Below are 22874 nucleotides of genomic sequence, written 5' to 3' on the forward strand. Positions count from 1 at the left end.
GTCACCTCCCTGTCCCGTCTTGTCGTTGATCTGACAAGCGTAGGCGGCGAACCAGGCCGGCTTCAATGCTCGCATCATTATACAAAAAAATGATATAATCCGGCCCATCGCCTCTTCAGGACCCCACCATGGAATTGCACCAGCTCCGCTGCTTCGTGGCCGCCGCCGAGGAGCTGCATTTCGGCAAGGCGGCGCAGCGGCTGCAGATGCTGCCCTCGGCGCTCGGACGCCAGATCAAGCTGCTGGAGGAGGATCTCGCGACGCCGCTGTTCGCTCGCACCACGCGCGCGGTGTCGCTGACCGAGCACGGCACGACCTTGCTGCGCGATGCCCGGGCGATCCTGGCCCGTGTCGAGGCGGTCGAAACCGGCTTCCGCCGCCGTACCCGAAGCACGAAGGCGCAGCGGCTGCGTGTCGGCGCCATCGACAGCGCGGCCGCCGGGCTGCTGCCGCAATTGCTGCACGATTTTCGCGCGCGGCATCCCGACATCGCGGTGCAGCTCACGGAGGAGAAGACGATCCGGCTGCTGCCCAAGATCCTGTCCGGCGCGCTCGACCTCGCCTTTGTCAGGCCGCCCGAGCGCACCGATATCAGGCTCGAATTCCGCGCGCTGCTCAGCGAGAGCGCCGTGGTGGCACTGCCGCAGCGGCACCGGCTGGCCTCGCGCGCCGCGGTCTCGCTCGCCGACATCGCCGACCAGCCGCTGATCGTCCCGGACCGCCGGTCGCGGCCGCACAGCCACGACCTCACCATGAAGCTGTTCACACAGGCCGGGCTGTCGCCGGGTATCGCGCAGTTCGCCGATGAGAAGCAGACCATCGTGCATCTCGTCGCCGCGCGACTCGGCATTGCCATCGTGCCGCGCTGGACCTTGCGGCTCGCGGTCTCCGGCGTCCGCTTCGTGCCGCTGCGGATGACACGCGGCAGCACCGCCGGACGGCTTCCGCTCGCGGCCGTCTGGCTGCGCGGCTCGCGCGATCCGGCGCGCGAGGCCATGCTCGGCGTGCTCGACGCGCGGCTTGCGAAATACGCCCGCGGTGCCTGACCGCAAAATCCGCCGAACATCCTACCCCAGCGGCGCCTCCGCGATGTCGAGCAGAGCACCGAGGCCATGGCGCAGGCCGCGCATCGGCTGCTGCTCCGACGACAGGCCGAAGGCCAGCAGCGATCGCCCGGTCACCGCGTAGACGTGGCCGAACGGGAACGACTGCGGCTGTGCATCCGGCTGGTTGGTGTCGAGCAGCGCCAGCCAATTATGGCCTTCGGGCACGGATGGAAGCGTGAAGTTCACGACGTCGAAATGCGCGTTGTAGACCAGCAGGAGCGTCGCATCCGAGCCACGCCGCTTGACGCCGGTCTCCTGGGCGCGGCCGTCGAGCAGCATGCCGAAGCAACGCGCGTGATCGTCAGTCCACTGCTCCGTCGTCATCTCCTCGCCCGACGGGTCGAGCCAGGTCACGTCGTTGACGCCGAGGTCCTCATTGTGCGAGCCGATCAGGAAGCGGCTGCGATAGAGGATCGGAAACGCCTTGCGCATGGCGATCAGCTTGCGCGTGAATTCGCGCAACGCCCGCCCCTGCGGCGTGATGCCCATCCAGTCGAGCCAGGTGGTCTCATTGTCCTGCGCATAGGCGTTGTTGGTGCCGTTCTGGGTATGGCCGAACTCGTCGCCGGCCAGCAGCATCGGCGTGCCATGCGACAGCAGCATCGTGGCCAGCAGATTGCGCTTCTGGCGCTCGCGCAACGCGGTGATCTCGGGGTCGTCGGTCGGTCCCTCGACGCCGCAATTCCAGGAGTGGTTGCTGCTGTGGCCGTCGCGATTGTCCTCGCCATTGGCCTCGTTGTGTTTGTCGTTGTAGGAGACGAGGTCGTTGAGGTTGAAGCCGTCATGCGCGGTGATGAAGTTCACACTCGCCCAAGGGCGGCGGCCGCGCTTGTTGAACAGATCGCCCGAGCCGGAGATGCGCTTGGCGAAATCGGCGAGCGTGCCGCCATCGCCCTTCCAGAACGCACGCGCGGTGTCGCGGAACTTGTCGTTCCATTCCGCCCAGCCCGGTGGAAACTGGCCGACCTGATAGCCGCCCGGACCGATGTCCCAGGGCTCGGCGATCAGCTTGACGCTCGACAGCACTGGGTCCTGACGACAGGCATCCAGGAAGCTGCCGCCCTCGTCGAAGCCATAGGGCTCGCGCGCCAGGATGGTGGCGAGGTCAAAGCGGAAGCCGTCCACCCGCATCTCGGTCGCCCAATAGCGCAGCGAGTCCGCGACGAGCTGCAGCACGCGCTGGTGCGACAGGTTCACCGTATTGCCGGTGCCGGTGTCGTTGATGTAGTACCGTTTCTGGTCCGGCATCAGCCGGTAGTAGCTGGCATTGTCGATGCCTTTGAACGACAAGGTCGGCCCGAGCTCGTTGCCTTCGGCGGTGTGGTTGTAGACCACGTCGAGGATCACCTCGATGCCGTTGGCGTGGAACTGGTTGACCATGGTCTTGAATTCGGTCGCGAACGGCGTCTTGAGATAGCGCGGCTCCGGTGCGAAGAAGCCGATCGAATTATAGCCCCAGTAGTTGCGTAAGCCCTTCTCGACCAGATAGCTGTCGTCGATGAAGGCGTGGATCGGCAACAGCTCGGCCGAGGTGATGCCCAGGGAGCGCAGATAGGCCGGAATGTCCTGATGCGCGAGACCGGCGAAGGTGCCGCGGTCGGCCTCGGGCACCAGCGGATGCAGCTTGGTGAAGCCCTTGACGTGCATCTCGTAGAAGATCGTCCGCTCCCACGGAATTTCCGGCTTGCGTGAGGTGCCCCAGGTGAAGGCGGGATCGATGACCCGGCACTTCAGCATCAAGGGCGCACTGTCGCGGTCGTCGAACGACAGGTCCTTGTCGGCATGATCGAGCCGATAGCCGAACAGTTCCGGCCCCCAGCGCAGGTTGCCGACGAGCTGCTTGGCATAGGGGTCGATCACGAGCTTGTTCGGATTGAACCTGTGACCGGCGTCCGGCTCGTAGGGTCCATGCACGCGATAGCCATACACCGTGCCGGGCCGCGCGGCCGGCAGGTAGCCGTGCCAGACCTCATCGGTGTATTCGGGCAGCTCGATGCGTTCGAGCTCGAACTCGCCGGTGTCGTCGAACAGGCACAGCTCGATCTTGGTCGCATGGGCGGAAAAGATCGCAAAGTTGACGCCGAGCCCGTCCCAGGTCGCGCCGAGAGGAAACGGACGGCCTTCGCTGATCCTAGTCTTGCGCAGATTGAACGCCGCCTGCGTCAAAGCGTCACCGAGGTCGGTGCGTTGGTCCATCCTTTGCCCCCTTCGTCCAATTCCCCAGATCGATTGCCGGGGGTCTCGATGATCAGCGTCGATTGCTAGGTTGCCGCTGGCGTCTCGTCCGGCACGATCACTTCCGCCTTGGTCTCGGTCACCGTCACCGACGCGATCACGGCTCCTTCCGGCGCTGCCCTCGCGGCTCGCTGCTGCGCGACTTCCTTGGTGATGGCTGCGATGGAGTTGCCGATGCGTTCGACCATCTCGGACAATTCGCCAGGCGACATCTTCAGCCGCTTGGTCACCACGCGGACCTGAGCCTGATCGGTCATGTCGAGCTTGTTGCGGGACGGCTGAATCTTCGGACGGCGCATCGGGAGTCCTCCTGCATGCCAGCTAACCTTGAGTGCGGAATTTGGTTCCCGCGCTCCCTCCCCCTGGGCATCGCCGTGAAGACGTGCGTCACTGCTCTCGCGGCGCCATGCGCCCGAGTGATGTCATCGGTGTTGCCCCCCGATCAGGCAGAGGGCGCAGGGAATGCCGGGAGCTGGCCGCCCCCATGGCCCGCCTACAGAAAAAAAGCAGGCGGCAGTCACCACAGGTTCAGCCGAGACATCCCGGCATTCCCCGCGCGATGGTTTTCACGCTTACTTCGCGATCTCCTCGGTGTACCGGCTTGTTAGTCACCGTCGCCCCCGGGGTCATCGCCCGAAGACTTGGCGCCAGCATCGGGGCGCCAGGACCACGCGACTTCGCGTCCGCAAGCTGCCGTTCGTCCGCGCGAGTCGCCCCACGCTGCGGCATCCTACAGCCACCGCATCCCGCGCCCAACGTTCCGTGACGATCGCGAAGCGCCCCTCTCGAGGAGCACGGGATGGAGACAATCAAGCACGATTTCCGAAAAATGGCAATAGATTTATTTTTCTCAGAAATACAGGCTGGTTCCGATCAGCCCGAGCAAGCATCGGGCGGCGCGTGCCCGCTCCGTTGACGATTGGGGTCTTGTCAGATCGCAATCGGCGCCTACCGGGGAGGCCGACGGCGGCTTGGCTCAGACGGGCGTTGTGCATAGGGGTTCGGCAAGCACATGGCCGAAATGCCCGCAGCCCCCGCTCTACACGCCTCCCACGACCTGTACTGGCACGAGATTGTGCTGGAACCGCCCCACTCCCATGTCTGGAGGCACACCGGATCAATGCCATCGAACCGTTGAGCTGCGGCCGGAGCGGTTGCAAGCACTGTGATCGAAGTCATGAGGAGAAGCGCGCGCATCATCATACATCATGGCATGAGGCTGACCAATCCGAAAGGGTCTGCCGGCGCGGCGACGTCCACGCGGGCTTGATCTGCAGGCGCGGCGGGTTTCGGTATCCGCGTCGTCAGGCGACCATCTCTTGCTCCGGTGCATAAGCCCGCCGATGGCCCGAAGCTGATGGGGGGCCTCCGCCGACCAGCCTTCCTCGACAGCTAGAGGGCGGCTTTTTGACCCCAAGGCGACATCGTTAGCGTTCAGTAACGGCTGCGCGAAAAATGTTCTCCTTTGATTTCCGCTTCCTTGTTCAGAGCAGTGTAGAGTGCCGCGTGGGCAATATCGGCAACGACCAGGAAGATGAGAACAAAGCTCGTAATCGCAGCGCTTCTGATTTTCGGTGTGGTCGTTCTGGGCCAGGCGTACCTTCGTGGCTACCCACCCTTCACGTCACGATTTGTGCAGACATGTGATAGAGCAATTAAGGAGCGGCTGGTTGTTCCGTCCACATATGAACGGATTAGTGTAGACGAATCTCGGAAGACAATCACGTTCGACGAATTCTTCGAGGACCCGATACGGCCTGCGTCTGAAGCAGCCAGAAAAGCCATGGTCCAAGTCGCGCGAGCGTCGCCGGTTCAGTATGTCGCGCTCATCGATTACCAAGCTCAGGACCCCATCGGCGCCATCATTCGCGAAAGGGCAACATGCACTTTCAACTCACTTGATGGGAGCGACATGCCTGAACGTACAGGTTGGGTGCAGATCGACGGCGAACATAATATGGCGTGGGCCGCGAAGCAGCCGAACGCGGCCGCGCTCCTGTCGCGCCTGGGACGGTGACTGGGGTTCGGTGGCCCAAAGCCGCCGCATCCCGACCAAGACGATCGGCTGTCTGGCCTAAAGCTGAGCTATGCAAGGCTGACGAATGGTCTCAACCCAACGCCGTCGTCAGGACGCTACGGCAGAGCGTCTTCATATCCGCAGGGCACCAACGATCTCGAACTCGGGCAAAGCCCTTTGCCGCAGACGACGCTGCCGTAGGCTGGGCAAAGCGACGCCAAAGGCGGCGCGTGCCCACCATCGGCGGCGCTGGGTGCGGGCGGTGGGCACGGCGCGCGCGAAAGCTCGCCCGACAAGGCCTCGCCCCGGCGCGCCTTTGCCCACCCTACGGTCCCTCGTCAATCATGACCGGCCCGGTGACCTTCTTCCGAATGGCCTCGACCGCAATCCTGTCCCGCCCTACCCGAACAGATGCGCCAGCCAGAACGCCGCGCCGGCGGCGAGGCCGCCGACCAGCGCCGTCTGCAGCGCCGACTTGATCTTGTTGACGCCGGTGAAGTGGCCCTTGATGGCGCCGAAGATCAAGAGCGCGATGCCGGTTGCGACCACGGAGATCCGGAGTGCGGACGAGATGTCAGGCGCCAGCATGTAGGGGATCAGCGGGATCAGGCCGCCGATCACGTAGGAGCCGCCGATGGTCACGGCGCTGACCGGCGCGCGCTTCGGATCCGGGCGTTCGAGACCGAGCTCGAAGCGCATCATGAAGTCGACCCAGCGCTTGCGATCGGACGCGATGGCGTCGACCACGGTCGTCAAGGCCTGGCCTTCGAGACCATAGCCGCGGAAGATCGCCGCGACCTCCTCGACCTCGCGGCCGCGGAGGTGCTCGATCTCGTCGTGCTCCCGCTTCTCCTCGGCGGCATAATGCTCGGCGTCGGAGCGGGCGGCGAGATAACCGCCGAGCCCCATCGCGATCGCGCCGGCGACGACCTCGGCAAGGCCGGCGGTGACGATCACGTCGGTCTTGGCGACCGCAGCCGACAAACCGGCGGCGAGCGCGAACGGCACGGTGAGCCCGTCGGCCATGCCGATCACGACGTCGCGGACGACTTCCGACGCGGTGAAGTGCTTTTCGATGTGCGGCGTTGCCGGCATGGCGGCCTCCGATGGCGCGATCGACGGAGGCCTCTTAGCAGGCCCGGATGACAGGACCGATCACCGCAGTCCCGGCACCATCCGCCGCAGGGTGCGATCGTGCAGCCAGTAATGGTGCAGCAGCGCGGCGCCTGCGTGCAGGCCGATCAGGATCATCAGGCCGTTGGCCAGCGCCTCGTGCATCTCCTTCATGTCGTGGGCGAAGCCGCGGTCGCCGACCCAGGGTGAGGCGATCTCGAACAGGCCGAACACCGGCAAGCCGTAGCCGCGGGCAAACTGGGTGACGATGCCGAGGACCGGAATGGCGAACATGATGCCGTAGATCAGCAGATGCGTGATCTCGCCGACGTGAACGGTCCACGCGCCGAATTTGGCCGCTTCAGGGGCCGGCGGCGGATCGGCCAGACGCCAGGCCAGGCGCGCGAGCGCAAAGCCCAGCATCGCCAGTCCGAGCGAGACGTGCATGAACAGGCCCGTGTCATGAGAGCCGCGTGGCAGGATGTCGCCGAGATGACCCGAGATCCAGGCCGCCGGCACCAGCACGGCGACGATCCAGTGCAGCCCGATCGCGACGGACCCATACGCCTTGGCGGAATTTCGAATACGCATGATCAGCTTCCTTCGACCATTGGGCACCCCCGCGGTGCCAAGCCGCGCGGGGCGTCATGACCTGAGGCAATAGCTGACCGGGGGCGTCGTGCCGCTGACGCGGGATGTCAGCCTGCTGTCAGAATGGACGGCGCCGGGGTCGCCTGGGACGTCGCGGGCTGCGGCCAGCGGAGCGCCGAGACGATGGCCGGCGCGATCGTGATCCTGGCGCCGCCCAGCTCGGAACGGCCGATCTGCAGCCGCCAGCCATAGGCTTCGAGCACGTCCTGCACGATCGCGAGCCCCAGCCCGCTGCCCGGCCCCTGCTCGTCGAGGCGGCCGCCGCGCTCGAGCACGCGGCCGATCTTCGCGTCCGGAATGCCCGGACCGTCATCCTCGACGGTGACGATCAGAGGGGTCGCACTGGCGACGATGCGAACCGTGCTCGCCGCATGACGCGCGGCGTTCTCCAGCAGATTGCCGAGCACCTCGGCGAGATCCGTCCGATCCATGGCGACGCGCAGGCTTGGGGGCACCTCGCCATCGAAGCTGACATGGGCGGCCGCCGGCGTGCGGCCGAGCGTCCCGAGCAGCGCATTCACCAGGGGCGCGAGCTCGGTCGCGGCCTCCGGCCCGCCGCGGGCCTTGCCGCGCAGCCGCGCCAGCGCCAGCTCGCGATCGACCTGCCGGCTCATCGCCTCGGCGACATCCTCGACGTTGCGCGCCAGCTCGAGCTGGCCGAGCTCCCTCAAGCGCGCGGCGTCGGCCGTGAGGGCGGCGAGCGGCGTCTTGAAGCCGTGGGCGAGATCGGCCGCACGGCTGCGCGAGCGCATGATCTCGCGCTGCTGCGCATCGAGCAACGCGTTGACCTCCTCGACCAGCGGCGCCACCTCGGTCGGCACGTCCACGGGAAGATGCTGGCGCCGACCGCTGCGGATCTCGGCGACGCCACGGCGCAGCACGCCGAGCGGACGCAGGCCGAGAGTGACCTGAACCGACGTGCCGACGGCGAGGATGACGGCCAGCACGGCGAGCGCGATCGACAGATCCTTGGCGAAGGTCAGCACCGCGCTGGTAGCACCGTCGAGGTCGTAGGCCACGGCCGCGCGGACGCGGATCTGGCTTTCCGGATTCATCAGGATGCCGCGCTCGGCGACCAGCACGTGTTCGCCATCCGGCCCGGCGAGCTCATGCTGATGCACGTCGCTCGGTCCGGGCTCGTCGATCGGCAGCGGCAGGATGGTGTCCCACAGCGAGCGCGAGCGCAGCAACTGGCCATGATCGTCCGAGATCTGCCAGTACAGCCCCGACAGCGGCACCACGAAGCGCGGATCGGCCGGCGGCCGCGCGACCACGATGCGCCCTTCCGCATCGACCTCGAGGCCGTTCAGCAATTGGCGCAGGTGAATGTCGAGATCGGAGGCGAGCGTCCGCGCGACGTGGCGCTTGAACAGCACGACCATGCCGAAGCCGGCGACGCCGAGCGCGACCAGCAGCGCGATGGTGCCCGCCGCCACCAGCCGCAGCCGCAGCGAGCCGAGCCTCATTCCGCCGTCTCCGGGATCATGTAGCCGAAGCCGCGGCGGGTCTCGATGATGTCGGCGCCGAGCTTCTTGCGGACGCGCCGGATCAGCACCTCGAGCGCGTTGGAGTCGTGCTCGTGGCCGAGGCCGTAGACGTTCTCCTCCAGCTCATGCTGCGGCACGACGCGGCCGCTCTGCCGCAGCAGATAGGCGATCAGCCGGTATTCGAGCTGCGACAGCGTCACCGGCACGCCGGACAGGCTGACCTTCATCTGGCGCTCGTCGAGCGTCAGGTCGCCGGACGAGAGCACCGGCGCCGCATGGCCGGCGGACCGCCGCACGATCGCGCGCAGTCGCGCCAGCAGCTCCTCGTTGCGAAACGGCTTCGGCAGATAGTCATCGGCGCCGGCATCGATGCCGTCGACCCGCTCCGCCCAGCTCGCGCGCGCCGTCAGGATCAGCACCGGCATGTGCCGCCCCGCACCGCGCCAGCGCTTCAGCACCGACAGGCCGTCCATGCCGGGGAGACCGAGATCGAGGATCACGGCGCCATAATCCTCGGTGTCGCCGAGAAACCAGGCCTGCTCGCCGTTGTCGGACGTTTCGACCAGATAGCCCGCCGCCTGCAGCGTCCGCGCCAGGTCGGACGCCAGCCGCGGATCATCCTCGACCAGCAGCACACGCATCTACTTTTCCTCGATCCGTTCGATCTCGCCGCTGCGCGCATCGACATAGACCTCACGCACCCGGCCGTCGCGGCCGATCACCCGAAACTCATAGCGCCAGCGGCCACGCAGGCGCTCGACATCGATCCCCATCACGTCGCCGGCGACCCGGCCACGCAATCTCGGCAGGATCTGCGACAGCGGCAAGACGTCGCCCGCCTCCACGGCATGACGCATGGCATCACGGCGCTCACGATCATCCTCGCGCGCCACCGTCGCCGCGGACGCAGCCGTAGAGATCAGCATCGCAGATGCCGTGATGCGCATGAACCGTCCAATTTGAGGCAAATGCATGATCCTTCCGGGGCCTGACGCCGTCATCTTCAGAGATCGTCGTCAATCGTTGCGCTCTCGCCACTGGTTCGAATTGCGGGGCACGAATTGCGGAGCATTCGCAAATGCTAACGAGCTGGTGCGGATGATAGTTTGAACTTCCGATGTCGGAATTGCGCATCAGACAGATGCGGGGGTGGAAACTCGCACAGGATCGGCATCCTGCCCGAGGCAAGCTGACTCCCCGCTGACACGACCCGACAGGATGCCGTCAGTCTCGTTGCAACATGATCGCGTCGGGACGGAGCGAGCCGGGGGCGGTGAGTTCGGAGACGAGCATGCGTAAGACGATGACATTGGCAGCCGTGCTGGCGGGGCTGGGCGGCATCTTGGCCATGTCACAAGCCAGCCGGGAGACGGCGCCCACGCTGGTGCCGGTGGCCCGCGCCGTTGACGGCGGTCCTGAAGCTGATCTTGGAGCTGGTCTTGGGGCCTACCCGCATCTTGCGGCGCTGCGTGCGCGGGCCGAAAGCCCGCCGCTGAGCTACGAGCCGGCCCGCCGCGAGCGCGAAGGCGACGACGACGATCAGGACGAGCCGCGGCGGTGAGGCGAACCGCTCCTGGCGAAGCACCGACCGGAGCTAGGCCGGCAGTCCCGCTTCGTACCAGCGACGCGTCGCCCTGACGATGCGCACGACCGAGAGCATCACGGGGACTTCGACGAGAACCCCGACGACCGTCGCAAGCGCGGCCCCCGAGTCGAGCCCGAACAGGCTGATGGCGGCGGCAACCGCCAGCTCGAAGAAATTGCTGGCGCCGATCAAGGCGGCCGGAGCCGCGACGCACCAGGCCACGCCGAGCCGGCGGCTCAGCCAATAGGCGATGCCCGCGTTCAGATAGACCTGGATCAGGATCGGAACGGCAAGGATCGCGATGACGACCGGCTGCTTCAGGATCTGCTCGCCCTGGAAGCCGAACAGCAGCACGAGCGTACCGAGCAGCGCCGCGAGGGAGACCGGTTGCAGCACCCGCAAGGTGCGCTCCAATGCCCCGCCCTTCGTCCGCAACAAGGCGCGACGCCAGAGTTGCGAGATGATGACGGGCACAACGATGTAGAGCAGCACCGACAGCAGCAGGGTGGTCCATGGCACCGAGATCGAGGCGACGCCGAGCAGCAGGCCCACCAGCGGCGCGAACAGGAACACCATGATGACGTCGTTGAGCGCGACCTGGCTCAGCGTGTAGTGCGGCTCGCCGTCGCACAGATTCGACCAGACGAACACCATCGCCGTGCACGGCGCCGCCGCCAGCAGGATCAGACCGGCCACGTAGGACGACAACTGGCCTGCGGGAAGCATCGGGGCGAACACGTGGCCGATGAAAACGCTGCCGAGCAGAGCCATCGAAAACGGCTTGATCGCCCAGTTCACGACCAGGGTGACGCCGATGCCGCGCCAATGCTCCTTCACGTTGCCGAGCGCGGCGAAATCGATCTTCAGCAGCATCGGAATGATCATCAGCCAGATCAGGGCCGCGACCGGCAGATTGACCCGCGCCACCTCCGCCGACGCGACAGCCGCGAACAGCCCCGGCATCAGATGGCCGAGACCGATGCCGACGATGATGCAGAGCAGGACCCAGACCGTCAGATAGCGCTCGAAGATCGTCATCGGATCAGGCCACGTCGGAGCGGAACGACGTTGCGCCCTCGCCCGTCCCGATCTCGCGCAGCCGCGTGCCCAGCGACATCGAATCGATGCGACCGAGCGGCAGATTGATGAAGGCGTCGATCCGGTTCTTCAGATAGCGGAAGGCGGTCGTGAACGCCGCGAGCTTCTCCAGCTCCGTGCCTGCGGCCGCCGCCGGATCCTCGATGCCCCAATGCGCCGTCATCGGCTGCCCCGGCCAGATTGGACACGCCTCGCCGGCGGCGTTGTCGCAGACGGTGAAGACGAAATCCATCGCCGGCGCGCCGGCGATGGCGAACTCGCTCCAGCTCTTCGAGCGCAGATCGTCGGTCGGATAGTCCATGCGCCTGAGCAGCTCGAGCGCCAACGGATGCACCGCGCCCTTGGGCGTGCTGCCGGCCGAGAAGGCGCGGAAGCGGCCGGCGCCGTCCTTACGCAGGATCGACTCCGCCAGCACCGAGCGCGCCGAATTTCCGGTGCAGAGGAACAGCACATTGTAGACGCGATCAGACACGATTCTTCTCCTTGCGCTTGGGCGGACAGCAGGGGCTGAGGCTTGCGACGACGGGAGCGCAGACCTCCGGTCGGCCGCCGCAGCAGTCCTGCAGCAGAAACAGCGCGACCTTCTGAAATTGCGCGAGGTCGATGCGGTAGACGATCGATCGGCTGTGCCTGATCGAGCTGACGAGGCCGGCGCGCGCCAGCACGGACAGATGCGCCGACAGCGTGTTCTGCGGCACCTCCAGCAGACGTGCGAGCTCGCCGGCCGGCAGACCGTCGGGCTCGTGCTGCACCAGGATGCGAAAGGCCTGCAGGCGCGTCGGTTGCGCCAGCGCCGCCAAGGCCAGAACGGCTTGTTCGTTTTCCATATATCCAGAATTATCGATATATAGAGTCGGCGTCAAGGCCGACGAGCTCGAATGGTCAGTGTCGACGAACGGGAGACGAGGCGCCGGAAGGCTCATCGCAAGCGCAGGCGGGTGCCGTCGACGATGAGCTCGCCGTCCCGTTCCATGCGTGCCAGCGCACGATAGAGCGCCTCATGGGTGACGCCGAGCTCGGCGGCCCAGTCCTTCTTCGACCGGCCGAGCTCGACCTCGCCGCCCTCCCCTTCGGTCTCGATGAAATGCACGATCCGCTCGCGCGCCGTCTTCAGGCTGAGCCGCTCCGACTGCGCCCGGACCTTGCGCAACTCGCGGGCGAGATGATCGCACCATCGGTCCCCGATCTCGGGACGACGCAACGCTTCGGCGAAGGCCTTGCGGTCGATCGCGAGCAGCGCAGAGTCCTGTGTCGCGACGGCGTCGCAATGATACGTTGACTGATCGAGGCTGGCCTCGGCGAGAAAGCCCCGGCGGGCCCGCTGCAGGACGATGTCGTCGCCGGCGCGCGAGCTGCGCACCAGCCTCACTTCGCCGGTCAGCACGAAGAACATCGCCCGTGGCCGATCCCCCCGGCAGAACACCGTGCCCTGGTGCGGCACCTGGACGTGCCGGGTCTGCAACCGCGCGGCCGCCGGCAGCGCGGCAAGCAACGGCGACAGCCGTGCAAGGGCGCGCCAGTCGAGCGGCGGGCGCGTGCCCTCGGGCGGGAGATGGATGATCCTCGGCATATGATCAGGATCATATGTGCCGCCGGCTGCGCGGTCTAGGGAAGACGTCACCGCGTTCGCTCAAATGGAGGTCCTCATGCGCCTGCGTCTTGCCGCCATTTTGCTGGCCTTCGTTGCGTCCGCCGGCATCGCCACGGCGCAGCACCACGGCCATCACGACCACGGCAGCCACGGGGCGCTTCCGCCAGACCCGCGCGAGCGGGTGGCGTTTCCGCCCGATCTCGCCGAGCACACCCTCGCCAACATGCGCGACCATTTGCTGGCGCTGCAGCAGATCAACGACGCGCTTGCGGCGGGCGAGCCGGACAAGGCCGGCCAGATCGCCGAGCAACGCCTGGGGATGAGCTCGCTGCGGCTGCACGGCGCCGCTGAGGTCGCCGGGTTCATGCCGCAGGGCATGCAGGAGGCCGGAACGACGATGCACAAGGCGGCGAGCCGCTTCGCCATCGAAGCGCAGAACGCGGGCGTGACCGGCGAGCTCAAGCCGGCGCTGAAGGCGCTCGGCGAGACGATGGCCGCCTGCGTCGGCTGCCATGCCGGCTACCGGCTGAGATAGCGCGCCGGACGACCGACCGCGCGCGGCGCGCGCTCGTGGATATTTCCAATGTTCTAGAAATATCGTTTGACTCCGGCGGGCCGCATGCCGCATCCTTCACACCATGAAGCTCGATGACGCCGCTGCCCGCCTGGAAGCCCTCGGCAACACCACGCGCCTGAAGATCTACCGCGCGCTGGTGCGCGCCGGGCATGCCGGGATGCCGGTCGGCCGGCTGCAGGAGCGGCTGAAGGTCCCGGCGTCCACGCTGTCGCACCACGTCAAGACGCTGGTCGCGGTCGGGCTGATTTCGCAGATGCGCGAGGGCACGACGCTGGTCTGCCATGCCGAATACGACGTGATGCGCTCCCTGCTCGGCTTTCTGGTTTCCGAATGCTGCGTCGAGGAGCGCGACTGCGGCACCGCGAGGCCGGCGGCTTGATGATCTCGCCTTTTAATTCGATGCTTCTAGAAGTATAGGAGGAGTACATGACGGACGCCAAGACGGTCGCGATCATCGGCGCCGGCCCGGTCGGGCTGGCGGCAGCGGCCCATGCGCTGGCGCGCGGCCTGAAGCCGGTCGTGCTGGAAGCAGGTCCGGAAGCCGCGCATGCGGTGCGGCAATGGCAGCACGTCCAGTTGTTCTCGCCGTGGAAGTACAACATCGATACAGCGGCGGCGCGGCTGCTCGCTGCGACGGGATGGAATTCGCCCGAGCCCGAGGTCTATCCCACCGGGCGCGAGCTGATCGAGACATATCTGGTACCGCTCGCGACACGCACGGAGCTGCGCGACGTCGTCAGGACCTCGCATCGCGTCACCGCGATCAGCCGAGCCGGCTTCGACAAGGCCAAGTCGAAGGGACGCGCCGATGCGCCGTTCGAGATCCGCATCCACAACGGCAAGGGCGAGGCGGCGCTGCAGGCCGACGCCGTCATCGATGTCTCCGGTGCCTGGTTCTCGCCCAATCCTGCAGGCCACGGCGGGCTGCCCGCGCTCGGCGAGGCCGCGCATGCGGCGCGCATCGCCTATGCGATGCCGGACGTCCGAGGCGCGCAGCGCAGCCGCTATGCGGGCAAGGCGGTCGCGGTGCTCGGCGCCGGCCACTCGGCGATCGGCACCTTGATCGATCTGGCCGCGTTGGCCGAGGACGCGCCGGGCACGCAGGCGATCTGGCTGTTGCGCAGCGACGATCCGGCGAAGGCGTTCGGCGGCGGCAGCGCCGACCAGCTCGCCGCGCGCGGCGAGCTCGGCCTGGCCTTTGCCGCGCTGGTGCGTTCGGGCCGCATCCGGCTCGAGACCGGTTTCGGCGTCACGGGGATCACCGATGAGGACGGAAAGTTGCAGATCATCGCGGCCGGTGACCGCAGCGTCGGCGCGGACGAGCTGATCGTCGCCACCGGCTTCCGTCCCGATCTGTCGCTGCTGGCGGAGCTGCGCCTGCAGCTCGATCCGGCGATCGAAGCGCCGGTGGCGCTGGCGCCCCTGATCGATCCGAACGAGCATTCCTGCGGCACGGTACGGCCGCATGGCGCGCGCGAGCTGGCGCAAGCCGACGAGCCCGGACTCTATCTCGCGGGCATGAAGAGCTATGGCCGCGCGCCAAATTTCCTGATGATGACGGGCTATGAGCAGGTCCGTTCGATCACCGCCGACATCGCCGGCGACAAGGCCGCCGCGCAGCGTGTCGAGCTGAAGCTGCCGGAGACCGGCGTCTGCACCCGCGGCGGGCTCACGAGCATTGCAGCCCTGCCCGGCTGCTGTGGCGGACCGGCGCCGTCCGGCGTAGACAGTTGCTGTGCCGATGATGCCAAGGCCAAGGAGGCTGGCCGCAGCGGCTGCGGCTGTTCGTGACGTAGAGCCAAGCAGAGGTTTAACGGAATGCAGGCACGACGGCTGGGCGTGGTCATCGCTCTCGGCACCGCCCAGACGCTGGCCTGGGGATCGAGCTACTATCTGCCGGCGATCCTCGCCGACCCGATCGCCAGGGATCTTGGCCTCTCGAACAACTGGTTCTTCGGCGCGTTCTCGGCCTCGCTGATCATCTCCGGCCTGTTGGGTCCGCGCATCGGCCGCCAGATCGACCGCGTCGGCGGCCGTCAGGTGCTGTGCGCCTCCAACATCGTGCTGGCGATCGGGCTGGCGCTGCTCGGCCTGTCGCATTCGCTGTGGGTGATGGCGCTGGCGTGGCTGTGGCTCGGCGTCGGCATGGGGCTCGGCCTCTATGACGCCGCGTTCGGCGCGCTCGGGCGCATCTATGGCAAGGATGCACGCGGCGCGATCACCGGCATCACCCTGATCGCGGGCTTCGCCTCCACCGTTGGCTGGCCGCTGAGCACATGGGGGCTCGCGACGATCGGCTGGCGCGAGACCTGCTTCGCCTGGGCGATCGCGCATCTCGTGATCGGCCTGCCGCTCAATTTGTCGCTGCCGCGTGCAACGCAGATGGCGCCCGGCGAGGTGCCGACCGGCAAGCCGAACATCCCGCTCGACCGCCCGATGGTGCTGATCGCGTTTGCGATGGCCGCGGCCTGGACGGTGACCGCGGCGATGGCGGTGCATCTGCCGCGGCTGATGCAGGCGTTCGGCGCGACGCCGGCGCAGGCGCTGTTCGCAGGCATGATGATCGGGCCGGCGCAGGTCGCCGCGCGGGTGTTCGAGGCCGGCTTCCTCAGCCGCTTCCATCCGCTCGCCTCGGCGCGGCTCGCCTGCATCACCCATCCGATCGCCGCCGTGACGATCGGTCTGTTCGGCGGCGGCGCCGCGGCGGCCTTCGCGCTGCTGCACGGCTCGGGCAACGGCATCCTGACGATCGCTCGCGGCACCCTGCCGCTCGCGATCTTCGGCCCCGTCAACTACGCCTACCGGCTCGGCCTGATCGGGGCGCCGTCACGGATCTGCCAGGCCTTCGCGCCGCTGCTGTTCGGCCTGCTGATCGACGGGCTCGGCCGCGGCGTGCTGATCGTGTCGGCGAGCCTCAGCCTGTCGGCGCTCGCCGCCTTGATGCTGCTCCCGGCCGGGCGCGCCGAGGCGGCGGTGCCGCGCAGCACGACCGACAAGGCGGCCTGAGCCGGTAGCACTTCCTTAACCAGCTTTCTGCGCCCACAGCCCAACCTGCCGCTGCGGACGGGCATCCTGGGGCGCATATACGGAAAGTTGAAGGTTGGATTGAAGGATACCCGTGGTCATACGGGGGTGTTCACCACACGATGGCATTGCAGCGCAAACACATGCTTCGTGTCGGAGCGGTGGCCGCCTGCGTCGGGATCTTCCTGGCCGGCGCCGATTTGGCCGTGACCGCGCTGATCGGCAACCAGACCGCGCGGCAGCTCAGCGAGCTCAGCAAGGTGGCGCTGCGCCGCTCCGAGGCCGCGATCGACTCGGCCGGATCGATCCTGAACCGCCTGATCGCGAAAGGACCGATGGATTGCAGCGCCGTCGCGCTGCAGGCGCTGCGCCTTCACGTCTATCAAGGCACCATCATCAAGGACATCCGCACCGTCGATCGCGGCGGCGCGGTCGAGTGCGCGGCCTATTCCGAAACGCTCGAATTCGACAATGGCTGGGCGCGGCGCGACGAAATGTTCAAGTCCGCCGACGGCGAGCTGCGGCTGTTCCGCGTCGAGCAGTTCACCGGCGCCGCGTTCGGCGTGATGCGCGACATCGACGCGCAACGGTCGCTGGCGGCGATCCTGCGCATCGACCGCAACCTGCTGGACGTGATGCCGGTCGGCCTGCGCGCCGAGAGCAACGTCACCCTGACCCTGCCCGATGGCGAGCAGGTGGCCGGCTATCATCCCGATACATTAGCCAAGACGCCGGCGCAGACCGTCGCCTTCACCACCGTGTCCGACCGCTATCCGCTGCAGGCCACGATCCATGTGCGACCGCAGAGCCTGAGCGCGCGCCGCGACCTCGCTTATCTCCTGACGATGCTCGCCGCCGGCACGCTGGGCGGCATGTTCGGCCTGCTGCTGGCGAGCTATCTCAGCCGGCCGGTGGACCCGGTCGCCGAGCTCGATCGCGCGCTCGCGGCCAACGAGTTCAAGCCCTATGTGCAGCCGACCTTCCGACTGAAGACCGGCGACATCGTCGGCTGCGAGATCCTGGCGCGCTGGGAGAAGCCGGACGGCCGGCTGATCCCGCCGGTGAGCTTCATCCCGCTCGCCGAGAGCACCGACCGCATCGAGAAGCTGACCTGGCAGCTTCTCAAGACCGCCTTGCGCAGCCGGAGATGAAGCAGGACAAACTGTTCAAGCTGTCCGTCAACATCACCCCGCGCCATCTGCTCGGCGACCGCTTCATCGACGATCTGCGTAACACGGTTGCGTCGTCATCGGTCTCCCCCCGCCAGGTCGTGCTCGAGGTCACCGAGCGCGAGGAACTCGCCGATCTCGCCAAGGCGACTGATGTCGTGAAGGAGCTCAGCGAGCTCGGCTTCCGCGTCGCGCTCGACGACGTCGGCATCGGCCATAGTGGCCTGTCCTATATCCAGCGGCTGGGCGCGCGCATCCTGAAGATCGACAAGTTCTTCGTCGACGCGATCACCCGCGACCAGTCCGCCATCGTGGTGGTGCAGATGCTGGTGGCGCTGGCGCGCGAGCTCGACATGTCGGTGGTCGCCGAGGGCATCGAGCATCAGGAGCAGGTCGATGCGCTGATCGCCTGCGGTGTCGAGGAGGGCCAGGGCTACCTGGTCGCGCCGCCGCTGTCGCTCGGCCGTTTCAAGCAGTTCCTCGACGTGCACCGGGCCTCGGCCGTTCCCGGCCAGGCCGGCGAGCCGGAACTGGCCGCGTGACGGCGAGCCCGCGCGCGTCGGGCACACGCCTCACTGCCTGGTCATCTGTCCGCGGATCTCGCCGCCCGGGTTCGCCTGGGTGTGGACGTTGGCGTACCATTTGCCGGCCAGCAGATCGGCTGCCTGCGCATCGGTGATCACGGCGGAGCCCGTGATCGGCGGCTCCGGGCTCTTGAACGGCAGCACGATGCCGGCGTTCTTGCCGGGCTCGCTGGGCCCGTGGAAATGCGCGCCGATCGGCGGGCCGCTGAGGCCGGAGAACGTGACCTTCCAGCTCAGCGTCTTGGTCGCGGTGTCGAAGCTCGCTTCGGCCACGCCCGACGCGGCGGACGCGTTCGGCGGCACCTCGCTGGCGGCCTTGAGCTCGGACTTTAAGATGACGGTTTCGGCGCGAGCAATCGGCGCGGCCGCGACGCAGGCGACGGCGAGCAACGCCAAATGAACGAATGTCCGTCCCATGGTTTTCCTCCTAAATCGTTTTGTGCAGTCTCAGTGTTCGAGACCCCACGGGCAAGCCGATATTCCGTGGAACGCGTTAACAGCCCAGGCATGGGCAGCGGTCCCGGCCGCGTTGATTGAACAATCCGGACCCCTGTGCCAAACAGGACGGGAACACAAAGGCCTCGAAAGAAAGCCATGGCGGATCGAATGGTTGCTTCCAGGACGGCGCGCGGCAAGGTGGGGCGGCCTCCGCTCGAACGTGCCGGCGAGGTCGAGGAGCGCATTCTCGACGCGGCAAAGACGGTGTTCCTCGCAAACGGCTTCGAAGGCGCGAGCGTCGACGAGATCGCGCACACCGCGCGCGCCGGCAAGCCGACCATCTACGCGCGATTTCCCAGCAAGGCCGCGCTGTTCGCGGCCGTCATCGGCCGCCAGGCCGCGCGCAACACGCAGTATGAGAACCTGGTGCCGCAGGGCCGCACCTTCCGCGCCCGGCTGATCAGCCTCGGGCTCACCTTGATCGAGCGCGCCTTCGTCGAGGACACGATCGGCCTGATGCGCACCGCGATTGCGGAAAGTCCGCGCTTTCCCGAGCTGACGCTCGAGATCCAGGACACGGCGCGCAAGCGCGCCACCTGCAATGTGAGCCATGCGATCGGCGAGCTCGCGCGCGCCGAAGGTCTCGCCGGCAAGGGCGCCTTCTCGGCCGACCGCATCGAGGACAGCGCACGGATCTTCCTCGATCTCGTCGTGTTCGCCGTGCTGATCCGCAGTCTGCTCGGCGAGGACATGCGCGCCCTGAAGAAGGAAGCCCAGGCGCATGTCGAGAAGCGCGTCGACTTCTTCCTCGCCGCGACGACGTGATCCTAAATCTTTTTGTCCTTGCGCAGCTCCGGAAAGATCGTCTCGTCCTGCAGGATCACGTCCGCGGTGCGCTGATAGTGCGCCGTGAGCAGCGCAACCGCGCGTTCGGTGTCGGCGTCGAGCACGGCGTTCACGATGTCGGCGTGCTCGTCGCCGACGGGGCGTGACGGAAACGCCTTGCGGATCGACAGCCGGCGGTAGCGATAGAGCTGGTCGGCAAGCTGGCCGCAGAACGCGATCAGCGACTGCGAGCCGCAGTTCGAGATCAGGACCCGATGATAGATCCGGTGCAGCCTCTCCCACTCCGGATTGTCCTCGAACGTCGTCGCGCTGAGCGAGCGCGGCGCGCGGCTGAGCCGATGCTGCGCCAGCACCAGTTGCTCCTCCCAATCAGGCGTCGCCGCCGCCATCGACTCGCGCAGCGCCAGCGCCTCGACCCAGCAGCGCGTCTTGGTCAGCTCGGCGAGCTCGGCGCGGCTGATGTCCTTGACGTAGAAGCCGCGCTGCTCGCGCACCTCGACCAGTCCGTCGGCAGTCAGGCGGTTGAGCGCCTCGCGCAGCGGCGTCTGCCCGGTCTGATACGTCTCGGTCAAGAACCGCATCTGCAGCTTGCGCGACGGCGCCAGCCGGCCGGACAGCAGGTCCTCGCGCAGCCGGTCATACACATGACTCGCCTGGGTCGACGGGCCCTGCCCCTCGGCCTCCAAAACCGCATCCACGTCCGATCTCCTCTGAATCAGACGACATATATAGAGCCGGGCCACAGAACATAAAATTTATAAATTCTGATTGATTTCGATTTTTTCTGTAATAAAAGGGACGAGCCGGTTTCGCCGGCCAGGGATAGAAACGTCGCGCGTCCTCACCCGGGCATCGCGCAGGAGGACACGCTCATGACCCGGTTTCCGGTCGCGGCTCTCCGCAGCGTCGATCTGGGCACGCCAGATCTCGCGCGTTCGGAAGCGTTCTATCGACAGACCTGGGGGCTGGAGCGCGTCGCTGAGGCCCACGGCATCGTCTACCTCCGTGCGACCGGCAGCGACCATCATGTCGTGGCGCTGCACCGGAGCGAGCGCACCGAGCTGCAGGCGGTGACATTCCGCCTCGCCGATTCCAGTGATTTCGATGCCGTCGGCCGCAACGCCATCCATGAAGGCGCGACGCTGATCGCAGCGCCAGCGCCGAACCCCGGCCCCGACGGCGGCGTGATCATGAGCCTGCGCGGCCCCGAAGGCGGCGTGCTGCGCTTCGTGCATGGCGACATCAGGCACGACGCCAAGCCGCCGCGGCCCGAGCTCCCGGAGCGGCTCGCCCACGTCAACCTCAACAGCACCGATGTCGATCGTTCGGCGGCATTCTACCAGAAGGCGCTCGGCTTCCGCCTGACCGATCGCTCCGCGGCGATGGCCTTCGTTCGCTGCAATTCGGACCACCATGCCGTCGTGATCGCTGCGGCGAAGGTCAACGGGCTCAACCACGTCGCCTTCCTGATGCCGACCTGGGAGGGCGTGATGCGCGGCGCGGGCCGCATGATCGATGCCGGTCATCCGATCGCCTGGGGTGTCGGACGCCACGGCCCCGGCGACAATGTCTTCGCCTACTTCATTGATCCCGTCGGCACGGTCATCGAATACACCGCCGAGGTGCTGCAGGTCGACGACGACTATGTGGTGCGCGGACCGGAGCATTGGGTCTGGCCGCCTGGCCGCACCGATCAATGGGGCATCGCGCCGCCCAAGGCCGAGCACGTCAAGGCCGCGCAGCTCGCGGTCGGCTACGCCGCCTGACTCGCTTTCCAACTCCAGAGTTTCCAGATCCATGTCCGCCACGTCAGATCACAAGCATTTCGAGGTCGTGATCGTCGGCTTCGGTCCGACCGGCGCCATCGCCGCGAGCCTGCTCGGTATGCAGGGCATCAAAACGCTCGCGATCGACCGCGCTGTCGAGATCTACGACAAGCCGCGCGCGATCGCGCTCGATCACGAGATCATGCGGCTGTTCGACAATCTCGGTATCGCCGAACAAGTCAGCCGGTACGTCGCGCCGTTCCCGGCGTCCGAGCATTTCGGCGCGCAAGGGCAGTTGATCCGCCGCATCGACATGGTTGGCGAGCCCTATCCTCTCGGCTACACGCCGAGCATGGTGTTCACGCAGCCGCCGGTCGAACAGGTGATGCGCGATCGTGTCGGCCGCTGCCCATCCGTGACGATCGAGCTCGGCACGACGCTGGTCGACATCCGCCAGGACAGTTCTGCGGCGACGGTCGTGCTGAAGCGCGAGGACGGCACCACGCGCGAGGTCACCGCCGACTACGTGATCGCCTGCGACGGCGCCTCGAGCAGCGTGCGCCAGAAGCTCGGCATCAGCTTCGACGATCTCGATTTCGACGAGCCGTGGCTCGTGGTCGACCTCCTCGTCAACGACAGCGGCGTCGGCAAGCTGCCGAAGACAGCCGCTCAGTTCTGCAATCCGGCGCGGCCGACCACCTACATCATTGGTCCCGGTAACCATCGCCGCTTCGAGATCATGCTGCGGCCGGGCGAGGACCGACATGCGATGGAGCAGCCGGATCAGGTCTGGCAATTGCTCTCGCCCTGGCTCTCTCCGGACGATGGCGAGCTGTGGCGCGCGGCGAGCTACCGCTTCCACGCGCTGGTCGCAAGCCGCTGGCGCCGGGGCCGCGTCCTGCTCGCCGGCGATGCCGCGCATCAGCAGCCGCCCTTCATCGGCCAGGGCATGTGCCAGGGCCTGCGCGATGCAGCCAATCTGTGCTGGAAGCTCGCGCGCGTGTTGCGCGGACAATCGACCGCGGCCCTGCTCGACAGCTACGAGATCGAGCGCAGCACGCATGTGCGCGAGCTGACCACGCGCATCAAGGCGATCGGCCGCGTCATCTGCGAGCAGGATCCGGAGGCCGCAGCGGCACGCGATGCGCGTATCCTTGCCGAAGGCGGCGGCCTGCCGCGCACCATCACCCGGCAGGAGATCGTGCCGCCGCTGACGCAGGGATTGCTCGCGACCAAGGCAAACGCGGCCAATGGCACGCTGTTTCCGCAGCCCTGGATCGTCGGTGATGGCGGGCGTGCCCTGCTCGATACCGTCGCCGGCACCGGATGGCGGCTCGTCCTCGACGGGCGGGGCACGCTGAACTCGAGCTCGATCGACGCTGCGACCCGTGACGCCGGGATCGGTGCGATCGCCATCGGCGGTCACGGCTTGCACGAGGAGAGCGCGGTCGTCGCACGCTGGTTCGAACGCCTCGGCTGCAGCGCCGCGCTGGTGCGACCCGACCATTATGTCTACGGCGTCGCGACGGACGCGCCGGAGCTCGCCGCGCTGCTGAGCGAATTGAACGAACGACTGCACTAATCAAA

Annotated in this window: 24 protein-coding genes and 1 pseudogene; 11 read left to right on the top strand and 14 right to left on the bottom strand. The window is 67.0% G+C overall.

The genetic code is table 11. From position 1 onward, the window contains the following. Positions 1–128 precede the first annotated feature (128 nt). Positions 129–1046, top strand: coding sequence for a LysR family transcriptional regulator (locus QW881_RS28025; RefSeq protein ID WP_315758344.1), 918 nt, complete (start codon positions 129–131; stop codon positions 1044–1046). A gap of 21 nt (positions 1047–1067) precedes the next feature. Here QW881_RS28025 and glgX read toward each other — a convergent pair whose 3' ends face one another. The 3 genes from glgX to QW881_RS28040 all read right to left on the bottom strand — a co-directional run bounded on the left by glgX (position 1068) and on the right by QW881_RS28040 (position 4544). After that, on the bottom strand, positions 1068–3302 hold the full coding sequence (glgX, locus tag QW881_RS28030) for a glycogen debranching protein GlgX (RefSeq protein WP_315758345.1): 2235 nt from the start codon (positions 3300–3302) through the stop codon (positions 1068–1070). A 65-nt stretch (positions 3303–3367) separates the two neighbouring features. Continuing rightward, the gene (locus QW881_RS28035) at positions 3368–3640 is read right to left on the bottom strand and encodes a DUF3606 domain-containing protein (RefSeq protein ID WP_315758346.1); all 273 of its coding nucleotides are present in this window, start codon (positions 3638–3640) and stop codon (positions 3368–3370) included. Positions 3641–4289: 649 nt separating this feature from the next. Further along, positions 4290–4544 carry a DUF3551 domain-containing protein gene (locus QW881_RS28040; RefSeq protein ID WP_315758347.1) on the bottom strand — a complete coding sequence of 85 codons (255 nt, stop codon included), beginning with the start codon at positions 4542–4544 and terminating at the stop codon, positions 4290–4292. Positions 4545–4875: 331 nt separating this feature from the next. On the opposite strand from QW881_RS28040, the gene QW881_RS28045 reads away from it, so the two are divergent. Continuing rightward, positions 4876–5358, top strand: coding sequence for a hypothetical protein (locus QW881_RS28045; protein WP_315758348.1), 483 nt, complete (start codon positions 4876–4878; stop codon positions 5356–5358). Between the two features lie 399 nt (positions 5359–5757). Here QW881_RS28045 and QW881_RS28050 read toward each other — a convergent pair whose 3' ends face one another. The 5 genes from QW881_RS28050 to QW881_RS28070 all read right to left on the bottom strand — a co-directional run bounded on the left by QW881_RS28050 (position 5758) and on the right by QW881_RS28070 (position 9556). Then, positions 5758–6453, bottom strand: coding sequence for a VIT1/CCC1 transporter family protein (locus tag QW881_RS28050; RefSeq protein WP_315758349.1), 696 nt, complete (start codon positions 6451–6453; stop codon positions 5758–5760). A gap of 60 nt (positions 6454–6513) precedes the next feature. Next, positions 6514–7062: a cytochrome b gene (locus QW881_RS28055; protein ID WP_315758350.1), complete on the bottom strand. Its 549-nt coding sequence runs from the start codon at positions 7060–7062 to the stop codon at positions 6514–6516. A 107-nt stretch (positions 7063–7169) separates the two neighbouring features. Further along, positions 7170–8588 (bottom strand): HAMP domain-containing sensor histidine kinase, encoded by a 1419-nt coding sequence (locus tag QW881_RS28060; protein ID WP_315758351.1) that lies wholly within the window; start codon positions 8586–8588, stop codon positions 7170–7172. Then, the gene (locus QW881_RS28065; RefSeq protein WP_315758352.1) at positions 8585–9250 is read right to left on the bottom strand and encodes a response regulator transcription factor; all 666 of its coding nucleotides are present in this window, start codon (positions 9248–9250) and stop codon (positions 8585–8587) included. Before QW881_RS28065 ends, QW881_RS28060 begins: the two co-directional genes overlap by 4 nt. After that, the gene (locus QW881_RS28070; protein ID WP_315738841.1) at positions 9251–9556 is read right to left on the bottom strand and encodes a PepSY domain-containing protein; all 306 of its coding nucleotides are present in this window, start codon (positions 9554–9556) and stop codon (positions 9251–9253) included. It lies immediately after the preceding gene. Between the two features lie 344 nt (positions 9557–9900). Here QW881_RS28070 and QW881_RS28075 point away from each other — a divergent pair, with 344 nt between their 5' ends. Further along, positions 9901–10170, top strand: a complete 270-nt coding sequence (locus tag QW881_RS28075; protein ID WP_315758353.1) for a hypothetical protein — start codon at positions 9901–9903, stop codon at positions 10168–10170. A gap of 33 nt (positions 10171–10203) precedes the next feature. Here QW881_RS28075 and arsB read toward each other — a convergent pair whose 3' ends face one another. The 4 genes from arsB to QW881_RS28095 all read right to left on the bottom strand — a co-directional run bounded on the left by arsB (position 10204) and on the right by QW881_RS28095 (position 12862). After that, on the bottom strand, positions 10204–11232 hold the full coding sequence (arsB, locus tag QW881_RS28080; RefSeq protein ID WP_315758354.1) for an ACR3 family arsenite efflux transporter: 1029 nt from the start codon (positions 11230–11232) through the stop codon (positions 10204–10206). Between the two features lie 4 nt (positions 11233–11236). Further along, complete coding sequence (locus QW881_RS28085; protein WP_315758355.1) at positions 11237–11764, bottom strand: arsenate reductase ArsC; 528 nt, start codon at positions 11762–11764, stop codon at positions 11237–11239. Further along, positions 11757–12119, bottom strand: a complete 363-nt coding sequence (locus QW881_RS28090) for a metalloregulator ArsR/SmtB family transcription factor (RefSeq protein ID WP_315758356.1) — start codon at positions 12117–12119, stop codon at positions 11757–11759. The genes QW881_RS28085 and QW881_RS28090 overlap by 8 nt, the downstream gene beginning before the upstream one ends. Positions 12120–12211: 92 nt before the next feature. Continuing rightward, positions 12212–12862 carry a Crp/Fnr family transcriptional regulator gene (locus QW881_RS28095; RefSeq protein ID WP_315758357.1) on the bottom strand — a complete coding sequence of 217 codons (651 nt, stop codon included), beginning with the start codon at positions 12860–12862 and terminating at the stop codon, positions 12212–12214. Positions 12863–12938: 76 nt separating this feature from the next. Between QW881_RS28095 and QW881_RS28100 the strand changes: the two genes are divergently transcribed. The 5 genes and pseudogenes from QW881_RS28100 (at position 12939) to QW881_RS32645 (ending at position 18195) form a co-directional block, all read left to right on the top strand. Then, a complete protein-coding gene (locus tag QW881_RS28100; RefSeq protein ID WP_315758358.1) occupies positions 12939–13418 on the top strand; it encodes a hypothetical protein in 480 nt (159 codons plus the stop codon). Positions 13419–13521: 103 nt separating this feature from the next. Further along, positions 13522–13839: a metalloregulator ArsR/SmtB family transcription factor gene (locus tag QW881_RS28105; RefSeq protein WP_315712726.1), complete on the top strand. Its 318-nt coding sequence runs from the start codon at positions 13522–13524 to the stop codon at positions 13837–13839. 47 nt (positions 13840–13886) lie between these two features. Continuing rightward, positions 13887–15251 (top strand): NAD(P)-binding domain-containing protein, encoded by a 1365-nt coding sequence (locus QW881_RS28110; protein WP_315758359.1) that lies wholly within the window; start codon positions 13887–13889, stop codon positions 15249–15251. A 27-nt stretch (positions 15252–15278) separates the two neighbouring features. Beyond that, positions 15279–16466, top strand: coding sequence for an MFS transporter (locus QW881_RS28115; RefSeq protein ID WP_315758360.1), 1188 nt, complete (start codon positions 15279–15281; stop codon positions 16464–16466). Between the two features lie 161 nt (positions 16467–16627). Further along, positions 16628–18195, top strand: a pseudogene (locus QW881_RS32645) (EAL domain-containing protein). Between the two features lie 30 nt (positions 18196–18225). Here QW881_RS32645 and QW881_RS28130 read toward each other — a convergent pair. Continuing rightward, positions 18226–18654 carry a CHRD domain-containing protein gene (locus tag QW881_RS28130; protein ID WP_315758363.1) on the bottom strand — a complete coding sequence of 143 codons (429 nt, stop codon included), beginning with the start codon at positions 18652–18654 and terminating at the stop codon, positions 18226–18228. Between the two features lie 189 nt (positions 18655–18843). Between QW881_RS28130 and QW881_RS28135 the strand changes: the two genes are divergently transcribed. Next, entirely contained in the window at positions 18844–19500 is a 657-nt protein-coding gene (locus tag QW881_RS28135) for a TetR/AcrR family transcriptional regulator (RefSeq protein WP_315758364.1), read from the top strand. Between the two features lie 2 nt (positions 19501–19502). Here the strand turns inward: QW881_RS28135 and QW881_RS28140 are convergent, their stop codons facing one another. Continuing rightward, positions 19503–20219, bottom strand: a complete 717-nt coding sequence (locus QW881_RS28140; protein WP_315712735.1) for a GntR family transcriptional regulator — start codon at positions 20217–20219, stop codon at positions 19503–19505. Positions 20220–20393: 174 nt separating this feature from the next. Here QW881_RS28140 and QW881_RS28145 point away from each other — a divergent pair, with 174 nt between their 5' ends. Then, positions 20394–21287 (top strand): VOC family protein, encoded by an 894-nt coding sequence (locus QW881_RS28145; RefSeq protein WP_315758365.1) that lies wholly within the window; start codon positions 20394–20396, stop codon positions 21285–21287. Between the two features lie 31 nt (positions 21288–21318). After that, positions 21319–22869, top strand: coding sequence for a bifunctional 3-(3-hydroxy-phenyl)propionate/3-hydroxycinnamic acid hydroxylase (locus tag QW881_RS28150; protein ID WP_315758366.1), 1551 nt, complete (start codon positions 21319–21321; stop codon positions 22867–22869). The last annotated feature ends 5 nt before the right edge of the window (positions 22870–22874 follow it).

This window comes from Bradyrhizobium sp. SZCCHNS3016, assembly GCF_032484535.1.
In the GTDB taxonomy this organism is placed as follows: Bacteria; Pseudomonadota; Alphaproteobacteria; order Rhizobiales; family Xanthobacteraceae; genus Bradyrhizobium.